The sequence below is a fragment of the Kluyvera huaxiensis genome, from assembly GCF_040149365.1.
Lineage (GTDB): Bacteria > Pseudomonadota > Gammaproteobacteria > Enterobacterales > Enterobacteriaceae > Kluyvera > Kluyvera intermedia_A.
Genome location: NZ_JBEFLV010000008.1, coordinates 66554 through 78857 on the forward strand (window position 1 = coordinate 66554; position 12304 = coordinate 78857).

General features: G+C 53.2%; 9 protein-coding genes. 8 read left to right on the top strand and 1 reads right to left on the bottom strand.

Annotation, left to right across the window (positions count from 1 at the left end):
• Window positions 1-30: 30 nt before the first annotated feature.
• The 8 genes from xdhA (at window position 31) to ABOC97_RS10380 (ending at window position 12014) form a co-directional block, all read left to right on the top strand.
• Window positions 31-2328 (top strand): xanthine dehydrogenase molybdenum-binding subunit XdhA, encoded by a 2298-nt coding sequence (xdhA, locus tag ABOC97_RS10345; protein WP_349597141.1) that lies wholly within the window; start codon window positions 31-33, stop codon window positions 2326-2328.
• A gap of 10 nt (window positions 2329-2338) precedes the next feature.
• Window positions 2339-3217, top strand: coding sequence for a xanthine dehydrogenase FAD-binding subunit XdhB (gene xdhB / locus ABOC97_RS10350; protein WP_349597145.1), 879 nt, complete (start codon window positions 2339-2341; stop codon window positions 3215-3217).
• Complete coding sequence (gene xdhC / locus ABOC97_RS10355) at window positions 3214-3693, top strand: xanthine dehydrogenase iron sulfur-binding subunit XdhC (protein WP_349597148.1); 480 nt, start codon at window positions 3214-3216, stop codon at window positions 3691-3693. Before xdhB ends, xdhC begins: the two co-directional genes overlap by 4 nt.
• 365 nt (window positions 3694-4058) lie before the next feature.
• On the top strand, window positions 4059-4838 hold the full coding sequence (ygfM, locus tag ABOC97_RS10360) for a molybdopterin-dependent oxidoreductase FAD-binding subunit (RefSeq protein WP_349597151.1): 780 nt from the start codon (window positions 4059-4061) through the stop codon (window positions 4836-4838).
• Window positions 4835-7705: a molybdopterin-dependent oxidoreductase Mo/Fe-S-binding subunit gene (locus ABOC97_RS10365; protein WP_349597154.1), complete on the top strand. Its 2871-nt coding sequence runs from the start codon at window positions 4835-4837 to the stop codon at window positions 7703-7705. The genes ygfM and ABOC97_RS10365 overlap by 4 nt, the downstream gene beginning before the upstream one ends.
• 163 nt (window positions 7706-7868) lie before the next feature.
• Window positions 7869-9269, top strand: a complete 1401-nt coding sequence (locus tag ABOC97_RS10370) for a nucleobase:cation symporter-2 family protein (RefSeq protein WP_349597157.1) — start codon at window positions 7869-7871, stop codon at window positions 9267-9269.
• Window positions 9270-9287: 18 nt separating this feature from the next.
• Window positions 9288-10604 carry a guanine deaminase gene (gene guaD / locus ABOC97_RS10375; RefSeq protein WP_349597160.1) on the top strand — a complete coding sequence of 439 codons (1317 nt, stop codon included), beginning with the start codon at window positions 9288-9290 and terminating at the stop codon, window positions 10602-10604.
• A gap of 42 nt (window positions 10605-10646) precedes the next feature.
• Window positions 10647-12014, top strand: coding sequence for an NCS2 family permease (locus tag ABOC97_RS10380; RefSeq protein ID WP_234506820.1), 1368 nt, complete (start codon window positions 10647-10649; stop codon window positions 12012-12014).
• A gap of 46 nt (window positions 12015-12060) precedes the next feature.
• Here the strand turns inward: ABOC97_RS10380 and ABOC97_RS10385 are convergent, their stop codons facing one another.
• Entirely contained in the window at window positions 12061-12297 is a 237-nt protein-coding gene (locus ABOC97_RS10385; RefSeq protein WP_349597164.1) for a non-oxidative hydroxyarylic acid decarboxylases subunit D, read from the bottom strand.
• Between the last annotated feature and the right edge of the window lie 7 nt (window positions 12298-12304).

The following is a 12304-nucleotide window of genomic DNA, read 5'->3' on the forward strand; positions in this document are numbered from 1 at the left end:
CCAGAGGATTCTCATCTTAAGGGGAGTGAAATGGAAGCAGGAGATATGACCGTGATTGGCGACAGGTGTATGCGTGTCGATGCCATTGCTAAGGTCACAGGACGAGCACGCTACACCGATGACTATATGATGGCCGGTATGTGCTACGCAAAGTACGTCCGCAGCCCTATCGCACACGGCTACGCCGACAATATTGATTGTGATGAGGCCAGAAGCCTACCGGGCGTACTGGCTATTTTTACCTGGGAAGATATCCCCGATATTACCTTTGCCACAGCGGGCCACGCGTGGATGCTGGATGAAAGCAAACAAGATGTTGCCGATCGCCAACTGCTCACCCGCCATGTCCGCCACCACGGCGATGCCGTGGCTATTGTCGTTGCAAGAGATGAGTTGACGGCGGAAAAAGCCGCGCAGCGAGTCCACGTAGATTGGCAACCACTGCCGGTTATTACCACCCCTGAAGCGGCCCTCGCCCCGGATGCCGTCAACATTCATCCCGGCGGTAATTTGCTCAAGCAAAGCGAAATGTCCACTGGCGACGTCCAACAGACCATCGATGAGGCTGACTACCAGATACAGGGGCGATATCAAACGCCGGTCATTCAGCATTGCCATATGGAGGGCGTCACCTGCTTTGCCTGGATGGAAGAAAATGCCCGTATCACCATTGTTTCGAGTACGCAGATTCCGCATATCGTCCGCCGCGTCGTGGCGCAATCGCTCGGTATTTCCTGGTCAATGGTTCGCATCATTAAGCCCTATGTCGGCGGTGGCTTCGGGAATAAACAAGATGTTCTCGAAGAACCCATGGCGGCGTTCCTCACCACCAAACTTGGCGGCATCCCCATCAAAGTCTCCCTGAGTCGTGAGGAGTGTTTTCTGGCCTCCCGTACCCGGCATGCCTTTACGCTTGATGGCAAGCTAGGGTTGAACCGTGATGGCACCTTAAAAGGTTTTAGCCTGGATGTTCTATCCAATACCGGGGCCTACGCCTCGCACGGCCACTCCATCGCCTCCGCCGGCGGCAATAAAGTGGCCTATCTCTATCCGCGTAGCGCCTACGCTTATCGGGCTAAGACCTGCTATACCAACCTACCGTCCGCAGGAGCCATGCGCGGATATGGCGCACCGCAGGTCGTTTTTGCCGTTGAGGCGATGCTGGATGACGCGGCGGCGGCATTAGGTCTAGACCCGGTGGATGTGCGTCTGCGCAATGCCGCATGCGAAGGTGATACCAATCCGCTTACCGGGAAAACCATCTATAGCGCCGGGCTGCCCGAGTGCCTGCGAAAAGGCCGCGAGCTGTTCGAATGGGATAAGCGACGCGAGGAGAGTCTCAATCAGCAGGGTCGTATTCGTCGAGGCGTTGGCGTCGCGTGCTTCAGCTATACCTCCAATACCTGGCCCGTTGGCGTGGAAATCTCCGGCGCTCGTCTGTTGATGAACCAGGATGGGTGCATTCATGTACAGACCGGCGCAACCGAATTAGGCCAGGGCGCGGATACCGTATTTTCGCAAATGGTCGCCGAAACCGTCGGCGTCCCCATAAACTACATTCACGTTATTTCAACGCAAGATACCGACGTTACGCCGTTCGATCCCGGCGCATTCGCTTCGCGCCAAAGCTATGTTGCCGCTCCGGCACTGCGCAAAGCCGCCCAGATGTTGAAAGAAAAAATCATCGACTATGCGGCCGTTATGCTCCACCAATCCGCCATGAATCTGACGCTGAGCAACGGTAATATCATTCTTATCGACGCCCCGCAGACGCCGCTCCTTTCTCTGACAGACCTGGCGATGGATAGTTTTTATCACCCAGAGCGCGGCGGCCAGCTCTCGGCGGAAAGTTCGGTGAAAACCACCACCAACCCGCCGGCTTACGGCTGCACATTTGTCGATCTGAGCGTTGATATTGACCTGTGTAAAGTCACTATCAACCGCATTCTCAACGTCCATGATTCGGGCCGAATACTCAACCCATTGCTGGCTGAAGGACAGGTTCATGGTGGGATGGGCATGGGTATCGGCTGGGCATTATTTGAAGAGATGATCATTGACGCTGAAAGCGGCATCGTGCGTAACCCCAATTTGCTGGATTACAAAATGCCGACAATGCCCGATATTCCGGCCCTGGAGAGCGCCTTTGTTGAGACGCTGGAGCCGCAGTCCGCTTACGGGCATAAATCGCTGGGGGAACCGCCCATTATTCCCGTCGCTGCCGCTATCCGTAACGCCGTCCGCATGGCGACAGGTGTTGCCATTAATACGCTGCCGTTGACGCCGAAACGGTTGTTTGAGTCGTTCCAGCAGGCCGGTCTGGTTTAAGGATAACACCATGTTTGATATTACAACTTATCATCGCGCCGCCACGATTTCCGAAGCTATCAACCTGCTTTCTAACAACCCGCAGGCTAAATTGCTCGCAGGGGGAACCGATGTGCTGATTCAACTCCATCATCACAACGCCCGCTACCGCCATATTGTCGATATCCATGGGTTGAGCGAACTTCGCGGCATCGCGTTCACCCCGGAAGGAACGTTGCGCATTGGCTCGGCCACCACTTTCACCGAACTTATCGAGCATCCGTTAACCCGGCAACACCTCCCTGCCCTGTGCGCTGCCGCGGCATCCATCGCTGGCCCGCAGATTCGTAACGTCGCCACCTACGGCGGCAATATTTGTAATGGTGCCACCAGCGCAGACTCCGCGACGCCAACGCTGATTTACGATGCCTCATTGGAAATCCACACCCCCGAGGGCATGAGGTTTGCCCCTATACAGGGTTTTCATACCGGCCCCGGCAAGGTTGCGCTTGAGCAACACGAAATTGTCGCTGCGTTCCATTTTCCCGTGGCCTCAGACGCCCATACCGGCAGCGCGCATTTTAAATACGCCATGCGCGATGCGATGGATATCTCGACAATTGGCTGTGCGGCGCGCTGCCGTCTGCAGGGCGACAGCATTGATGAATTACGTCTGGCTTTCGGCGTGGCGGCCCCAACGCCTATCCGCTGTCAGCACGCCGAGCAAACCGCTCATCATGCACCTTTAACGCAGATGACGTTGAACGCTATCTGCGAAGCCGTTCTTCAGGACGTCGCACCGCGTTCATCCTGGCGCGCGAGTAAAGAGTTTCGTCTACACCTCATCCAGACCATGACCCGAAAGGTCATTAGCGAAGCCGTCATTGCGGCGGGAGGAAAGCTGCTATGAAGCGCACTGACAGAATCGTGCTGGAATGCACCATCAACGGAATGGCTTTTGAAGCCGATATTGTTCCGGGCATGCCGTTGGCAGATCTGCTCCGGGAGCAGGGATATCTGAGTGTCAAACAGGGCTGTTGCGTGGGGGAATGCGGAGCCTGCACCGTGCTGATTGACGGTATTGCCGTGGATAGCTGTCTCTATCTGGCCGTCTGGGCCGCGGGGAAACAGATCCGGACGCTGGAAGGCGAATCTCGCGGCGAACAGCTTTCACCGATTCAACAAGCCTATGCCGAATCGGGCGCCATCCAGTGCGGCTTCTGTACGCCGGGGTTTATCATGGCCACCACGGCAATGCTGGCTAAACCGCATAATTCACCGCTCACCATTCTTGAAATTCGCCGCGGCCTGGCTGGAAACCTGTGCCGCTGTACCGGCTATCAGACCATTGTGAATACCGTGCAGGCCTGTGAGCAAGAGCAGTAATACCGCCAAAGAGACAAGGACGTCTCTTATTCATCATATTCTCAGGAGTCACCCTTCATTTATCATTATCATAATGAGAGATTCCCATCATTAGCGGGAATTCGATAAAAATAATAAAAGACAATGCCTAACGTAACGAACAAATAGATCCCCCGCGCAATAAAAGCGATGTATTTCACAAAGTCGATTCAGAATTAGAAGTCACTCACATAATTCTCTTTTTATTCCATCATCCAGTAAGTGTGGTATGGACGTTGCTGCATATATCCCAATTCTAAATACGTTTCGATTTACTCACGGCCAGAAAGGCCGCTACCGATACAGGCTCTCAGTCATTTCTAAAGAGAGGAGCATAAGGACAGTTTATGATCGAACAATTTTTCAGGCCCGATTCTGTCGAACAGGCTCTTGAGCTTAAACGCCGCTATCAGGATGAAGCCACTTGGTTTGCTGGCGGCAGCAAACTCAACGCAACGCCAACGCGCACCAATAAGCGGATTGCTATCTCGCTTCACGATTTAGAACTATCGTGGGTCGATTGGGATAACGGCACATTGCGTATTGGCGCTATGACATCCCTACAGATGCTGCGCGATACCCATTTCATTTCTTCCGCCCTTTACGACGCGCTGGGGTTTGTCTATTCCCGACACCTTCGTAATCAATCCACCCTTGGTGGAGAAATCGCCGCTCGCCAGGAAGAGTCTGTATTACTTCCCGTACTCCTGGCGCTGGATACCTTGCTGCTGTTTGGTAATGGCGAAACGCTGGCGCTGGAAGATTATCTGGCCAGCCCGGATGACCGTTTGATAACCGAAATCGTGATTAAAGATCCCTATCGTTTCTGCGCGACGCGCAAAATCAGCCGCTCACAGGCGGGGTTAACGGTTGTCACTGCGGCGGTCGCACTCACTGAACATGACGGTGTGCGAATTGCCCTTAACGGCGTCACGCCGCACACGCAGCGCCTGCACGATGTTGAAGCGCAAAGGCTAGAAGGCAGCGCGCTGGAACAGGCTGTCGCTGCCGCAATTTTCCCACAGGCAGATCTGCGCGGCAGCATTGCCTATAAACGCTATATCACCGGCGTTGTCGTGGCAGATCTCTATGCCGACTGCCAGCAAATGGGGGAGGAAATAGCATGATGGTTCATTTTACGCTAAACGGTATCGCCCAGGAAATACGAGTCAACGCGGGTGAAAACGTGCAGAAACTCCTGTTTAAACTCGGCATGCATTCAGTACGTAACAGCGATGACGGTTTTGGATTTGCCGGTTCTGACGCCATTATTTTTAACGGTCATATCGTCAATGCCTCCTTGCTGATTGCCGCGCAATTAGAGCAGGCGACCATTTTAACCGCAGAATCATTGGGAAAATGGAACGAACCCAGCCTTGTCCAACAGGCGATGATTGATGTTGGTGTCGTTCAGTCTGGCTATAACGATCCCGCGGCGGCACTCATTATTACCGATCTTATCAACCGAATTACGGCCCCGACCCGCGAAGAGATCGATGACGCACTTTCCGGTTTGTTCAGTCGGGACGCTGGCTGGCAGCAATATTACCAGGTCATCGAACTCGCTATTGCCCGTAAAGCCAATCCTGACGCCACCTCAACTATCGCCCCAACCTTCCGTCCCGATCTTAACGTGGTTGGTAAACTGCATCCTAAATCTGATGCTGCCATCATGGTGCAGGCCAAACCTTGCTATGTTGAGGATCGCGTAACCGCCAATGCCTGCGTCATCAAAATGTTACGCAGCCCGCACGCACATGCGCTGATTACGCATCTCGACGTCAGTCAGGCGGAGGCCCTGCCTGGCGTTGTTCATATCATTACCCATCGCAACTGCCCGGATATTTACTACACGCCCGGCGGCCAAAGTGCGCCAGAGCCATCGCCATTAGACCGGCGAATGTTTGGCAAGAAACTGCGCCACGTCGGCGACCGCGTGGCTGCCGTGGTGGCTGAAAGCGAAGAGATTGCGCTGGCCGCGCTCGCCCTCATCAATGTTGAGTACCATGTGCTTAAACCCGTTATGTCGATTGACGAAGCGATGGCAGACAATGCGCCGATAGTGCACGATGAGCCGGTCATTTACGGTGTCGGAGCCCCGGACACGCTGGAGGAAGATAATCAGCACGCCACCCAACGCGGCGAGCATATGATCGTTAATTTCCCCATTGGCTCGCGCCCGCGTAAGAATATCGCCGCCAGCATCCACGGCCATATTGGCGATATGGAAAAAGGCTTTGCCGATGCCGACGTCATTATTGAACGAACCTATCGTTCAACTCAGGCGCAGCAGTGTCCGGCAGAACCTCACGTGTGCTTTACGCGAATGGATGGCGATCGCTTAGTCATCCACGCGTCTACCCAGGTACCGTGGCACGTTCGTCGCCAGGTCGCACGCCTTGTCGGCATGAAGCAGCATAAGGTTCACGTTATCAAGGAACGCGTTGGTGGCGGATTCGGTTCGAAACAGGACATTTTGTTAGAAGAGGTTTGCGCCTGGGCGACCTGCGTGACGGGGCGTCCGGTCTATTTCCGCTATACCCGTGAGGAAGAATTTATTGCCAATACCTCGCGCCACGTCGCCAAGGTGACGGTTAAACTCGGGGCGAAAAAAGATGGTCGGCTGACCGCCGTAAAAATGGATTTCTGCGCCAACACCGGGCCTTATGGTAATCACGCACTGACCGTTCCCTGCAATGGTCCTGCGCTGTCGCTGCCGCTGTATCCCTGTGATAACGTCGATTTTCAGGTAACGACCTACTACAGCAATATTTGCCCGACCGGCGCTTATCAAGGCTATGGCGCCCCAAAAGGCAACTTCGCCATGACGATGGCTTTAGCTGAGCTGGCTGAACAGCTGCAAATCGATCAACTGGAAATCATCGAACGCAATCGCGTGCATGAAGGCCAGGAGCTCAAAATCCTTGGCGCAATCGGTGAAGGTAAAGCTCCGACGTCCGTTCCTTCTGCCGCCAGCTGTGCGCTGGAAGAGATCCTGCGACAAGGCCGGGAGATGATCCAATGGTCATCACCAAAACCGCACCATGGCGATTGGCGAATCGGCCGCGGGGTGGCGATTATTATGCAGAAATCAGGCATCCCGGATATCGACCAGGCGAACTGCTTAATCAAGCTGGAGTCTGACGGGACCTTTATCGTGCAGTCCGGCGGCGCGGATATCGGTACCGGGCTGGATACGGTTGTCGCCAAGCTGACCGCCGAAGTGCTGCATTGCCCGTTGTCTGACGTACAGGTCATTTCCGGTGATACGGATAGCGCACTGTTCGATAAAGGCGCTTATGCCTCTTCAGGAACCTGTTTCTCTGGCAACGCGGCGCGCAAAGCGGCGGAAAACCTGCGCGATAAAATCCTGTTCCATGGCGCAGAAATGCTCAAGGAACCGTTAGCCGACGTCATCATTGCGGCACCAGGTGTCGTTCGTGGTAAGAGAGGTGAAGTGAGCTTTGGTGATATTGCTCATCTGGGGGAAACCGGTACGGGCTTCGGCGCTCTGTCTGCCACTGCCTGCTACATCACGCCTGACTTTGCCTTCCCCTATGGCGCAAACTTTGTCGAACTCGGAGTGAATACCCGTACCGGTGAAATTCGCCTTGATAAGTTTTATGCCTTACTCGACTGCGGCACCCCGGTTAACCCGGAACTGGCGCTGGGGCAAATCTACGGCGCCACCATGCGCGCCATCGGCCACAGCATGAGTGAAGAGATTATCTATGATGCCCACGGCCATCCCCTCACCCGCGACCTGCGGACCTACGGCGCACCGAAAATCGGCGATATCCCTCGCGATTTCCGTGCGGTATTGGTACCCAGCGATGATAAGGTCGGTCCCTTCGGCGCGAAATCAATTTCCGAAATTGGCGTTAACGGCGCAGCACCGGCTATCGCCACCGCAATTCACGATGCCTGCGGCGTTTGGTTGCGCGAGTGGCACTTCAGCGCAGAAAAAATACTGCGTGCTTTAGGAAATATATAACGACAATGGGCCGTTTCGACGGCCCGTTTACACCCCACCGGTTTAGCAGGATGACGTGTATAGCGAATTGAGATAACGCATTCTCAGGGTCTTCTACGCCCAAAATTCGCCAATGCTTTCCTCAAAATCAGATGATCAAATTTGCTTTAGAAGGAGTAAAGGGATGTCTGATATAACTCGCACGAATGCCGACCTGATATATGAACTGGAGGATAAGCCACCATTTTACCAGGCTATTATTGGCGCGATTACACATTTATTAGCGATATTTGTGCCGATGGTAACACCAGCCTTAATCGTTAGCGCGGCATTACAACTCTCTACCGAGACCACTGCGTATCTGGTCTCAATGGCGATGATAGCCTCGGGTGTCGGTACCTGGCTCCAGGTAAACCGATACGGAATCGTGGGCTCCGGCCTGCTATCAATTCAGTCGGTTAATTTTTCTTTCGTGACCGTGATGATTGCGTTGGGTAGCAGCATGAAGAGCGACGGTTTTCATGAAGAACTTATCATGTCGTCACTGCTCGGGATTTCGTTTGTGGGCGCATTTTTGGTCGTCGGCGCTTCATTTATTCTGCCTTATTTACGCCGGGTCATTACGCCTACCGTCAGCGGCATTGTGGTTCTGATGATTGGCCTGAGCTTAATCAAAGTCGGCATTATTGATTTTGGCGGCGGTTTTGCGGCGAAAAGCAGCGGCACCTTCGGCAGCTATCAGCATATTGGCGTGGGCCTGCTGGTCTTAATTGTGGTTATTGCCTTCAACTGTTGCCGTAGCCCTCTGTTACGTATGGGCGGTATCGCGATTGGATTATTTGTTGGCTATATTGTTTCATTATGTCTGGGTATGGTCGACTTCAGTGGTTTGCAAAACTTACCGCTCATCACCATTCCTGTACCGTTCAAATACGGTTTTCATTTCAGCTTTCATCATTTTCTGGTCGTCGGTACCATTTATTTACTCAGCGTGCTGGAAGCCGTCGGGGATATTACGGCTACCGCCATGGTCTCTAACCGCCCGATTCAGGGGGAAGAATATCAGTCACGCCTAAAAGGCGGTGTGCTGGCCGATGGTATCGTTTCGGTCATTGCTTCAGCCGTTGGTTCATTACCACTCACTACTTTTGCCCAAAACAATGGCGTCATTCAGATGACCGGCGTGGCCTCCCGTCATATCGGCCGGATGATTGCCGTTATGCTGGTCATTCTTGGGCTATTCCCAGCCATCGGCGGTTTCTTCACCACCATTCCATCGGCTGTTCTGGGCGGTGCCATGACGCTGATGTTCTCCATGATAGCGATAGCCGGAATACGCATCATTATTACCAACGGTTTAAAACGTCGCGACACCTTAATTGTTGCCACTTCCTTAGGCTTAGGGCTGGGTGTTTCTTACGACCCTGAGATTTTCAAAATATTGCCAGCATCGATTTATGTCTTAGTGGAAAACCCTATTTGCGCGGGTGGATTAACGGCTATCGTTCTGAATTTAATTCTCCCGGGCGGTTATCGACCAGAAGAAATTTTGCCAGCCACCGCATCCGCAAAGGATACGCATTAAATAAGAAAGGAATTTATCATGCCCGAAGAAAAGAAGTTCAAAGCGGTTCGCGGAAGCTTTATTGACATCACGCGAACGATTACGCATCCGGAAGAGATAGAGTCGGCGCTGCGTTTCATTGAAGATGGTTTACTGTTAATTCGTAACGGTAAAGTTGAATGGTTTGGTCAATGGGAAGAGGGAAAACACCTGATTCCAGACTCAATCCGTATTCGCGATTACCGCGGCAAATTAATTGTTCCAGGGTTTGTCGATACGCATATTCACTATCCGCAAAGTGAAATGGTGGGGGCCTATGGCGAGCAGCTGTTGGAATGGCTAAATAAACACACCTTTCCCACAGAGCGGCGCTATCAGGATCTCGATTACGCCCGGGAAATGTCGGCCTTTTTCATTAAACAACTGCTGCGTAACGGTACCACTACGGCATTAGTTTTTGGTACCGTTCATCCGCAATCGGTCGATGCCCTGTTCGAAGCGGCAAGCCATATTAATATGCGTATGATCGCCGGTAAGGTGATGATGGATCGCAACGCCCCTGAATATCTCCTTGATAATGCGCAAAGCAGCTATCAGCAAAGCAAAGAGCTGATCGAGCGCTGGCATAAAAATGGCCGTCTTTTATATGCCATCACCCCTCGCTTCGCCCCAACGTCATCACCTGAACAACTGGCAATGGCGCAGCGGCTGCGCGAAGAATATCCCGACACCTGGGTACATACTCACCTTTGCGAAAATAAGGATGAAATCGCATGGGTCAAAGAACTTTACCCTAATCACGATGGTTACCTCGATGTCTATCACCAGTTCGGTTTGACGGGTAAAAACTGCGTCTTTGCCCACTGCGTGCATCTTGAAGACAAAGAATGGGATCGCCTGAGCGAAACGCATTCCAGCATCGCTTTTTGCCCAACCTCCAACCTGTATCTCGGCAGCGGGTTATTTAACCTGCAAAAAGCATGGCACAAAAAAGTTAACGTTGGCATGGGCACCGATATTGGCGCCGGCACGACATTCAACATGCTGCAGACCCTGAATGAAGCCTACAAAGTCGTGCAACTCCAGGGCTATCGACTTTCCGCATTTGAAGCCTTTTATCTCGCCACGCTAGGCGGCGCGAAGGCATTGGGGCTGGATAATTTGATTGGCAATTTCAATCTGGGTAAAGAAGCCGATTTCGTGGTGCTCGAACCCACCGCTACGCCATTGCAGCAACTTCGCTATGACAACTCCATTTCTCTGGCTGACAAGCTGTTTGTGATGATGACGCTGGGGGATGACCGCTCCATCTACCGTACCTATATCGATGGCCGGTTGGTATATGAACGTAGCTAATTCATTTTAAACACAAAACTCACACTCTTTGAGGGCACCATTATGTCTGGAGAAATGCAACAAACTCCCGCTTCCTCATCCTTGCACGGTGCGTTGGATAATTATTTCCACATTTCAGCGCGCGGCAGCAGCGTTCGCCGGGAGATCCTCGCCGGGCTCACCACGTTTTTAGCCATGGTGTATTCGGTCATTGTGGTACCGGGAATGTTAGGCAAAGCCGGTTTCCCACCCGGGGCGGTATTCGTCGCCACCTGTCTGGTCGCGGGCTTCGGCTCGTTGCTGATGGGGCTGTGGGCAAATCTGCCGATGGCTATCGGCTGCGCCATTTCGCTAACTGCATTTACCGCTTTTAGTCTGGTTCTCGGGCAACATATCAGCGTGCCTGTCGCTCTGGGCGCTGTTTTCCTGATGGGGGTCATCTTCACGGCCATTTCCGTTACCGGCATACGCACCTGGATTCTACGCAATTTGCCGATGGGCATTGCGCATGGTACCGGTATCGGCATTGGGTTATTTCTGCTGTTGATCGCGGCTAACGGCGTGGGAATGGTGATTAAAAACCCGCTGGAAGGCCTACCTGTTGCCCTCGGTGCCTTTGATTCCTTTCCCGTCATCATGAGTTTGCTCGGCCTGGCCGTCATTTTTGGCCTGGAGAAGTGCCGGGTTCCCGGTGGGATCCTGCTGGTCATTATCGTTATCTCGATTATCGGCCTCATTTTTGACCCTGAAGTGCAATATCATGGCCTGGTCGCGATACCCAGCCTCAGCGGGCCAGACGGTAAATCATTGATCTTTAGCCTGGATATTATGGGGGCACTCAAACCTACGGTGTTACCCAGCGTATTGGCTCTGGTGATGACGGCGGTATTTGACGCAACCGGCACCATTCGCGCCGTTGCGGGCCAGGCGAACCTTCTGGATAAAGACAACCAGATAATTAATGGCGGTAAAGCACTGACCAGTGACTCCATCAGTTCCGTCTTCTCGGGCCTGGTAGGCGCGGCACCAGCGGCCGTTTATATTGAATCGGCCGCTGGGACCGCCGCAGGCGGAAAAACCGGCCTGACCGCTGCCGTGGTCGGCTGCCTGTTCCTGGTTATTCTCTTCCTCTCGCCGCTCTCATTCCTGATCCCTGGCTATGCCACTGCACCTGCATTGATGTACGTCGGCCTATTAATGCTGAGCAACGTATCAAAACTTGATTTCAATGATTTCATCGATGCGATGTCGGGGTTGGTTTGCGCAGTCTTTATTGTTCTGACCTGTAATATCGTTACCGGCATCATGCTCGGTTTTGTCACTCTGGTTATTGGTCGGCTGGCGGCGCGTGAGTGGCAAAAACTCAATATTGGCACGGTGATTATCGCGGTTGCGCTGGTGGCATTCTACGCGGGAGGGTGGGCAATCTAACGTCTATTCCACTCCACGCTTTATGGCGTGGAGTGGATGGAGTTTGTTAGCGCTTATCTTGCGCCAGCAGCGGCGGAATACTCGGTACCATTGGCGCATTATCGATATCTTTCTGCGTCATGCGGAAGGCCTCCGGATAATGCTCGCGGCTGGTACGGCGTAGCGGTTCGGTATCGCGCCAGGTGTACAGGCAGTGCTGGCACTGATAAACCGTCCAGATATCTTTTACGGGTGACTTCGCCATCACTTCAATACGTTCATCAGCGCAACGTGGACAAATCATCTTTTCC

Excerpts from the sequence above, each read along its gene's own strand:
- xdhA (WP_349597141.1), top strand. The coding sequence starts at position 31 with ATGGAAGCAGGAGATATGACCGTGATTGGCGACAGGTGTATGCGTGTC.
- xdhB (WP_349597145.1), top strand. The coding sequence starts at position 2,339 with ATGTTTGATATTACAACTTATCATCGCGCCGCCACGATTTCCGAAGCT.
- xdhC (WP_349597148.1), top strand. The coding sequence starts at position 3,214 with ATGAAGCGCACTGACAGAATCGTGCTGGAATGCACCATCAACGGAATG.
- ygfM (WP_349597151.1), top strand. The coding sequence starts at position 4,059 with ATGATCGAACAATTTTTCAGGCCCGATTCTGTCGAACAGGCTCTTGAG.
- ABOC97_RS10365 (WP_349597154.1), top strand. The coding sequence starts at position 4,835 with ATGATGGTTCATTTTACGCTAAACGGTATCGCCCAGGAAATACGAGTC.
- ABOC97_RS10370 (WP_349597157.1), top strand. The coding sequence starts at position 7,869 with ATGTCTGATATAACTCGCACGAATGCCGACCTGATATATGAACTGGAG.
- guaD (WP_349597160.1), top strand. The coding sequence starts at position 9,288 with ATGCCCGAAGAAAAGAAGTTCAAAGCGGTTCGCGGAAGCTTTATTGAC.
- ABOC97_RS10380 (WP_234506820.1), top strand. The coding sequence starts at position 10,647 with ATGTCTGGAGAAATGCAACAAACTCCCGCTTCCTCATCCTTGCACGGT.
- ABOC97_RS10385 (WP_349597164.1), bottom strand. The coding sequence starts at position 12,297 with ATGATTTGTCCACGTTGCGCTGATGAACGTATTGAAGTGATGGCGAAG.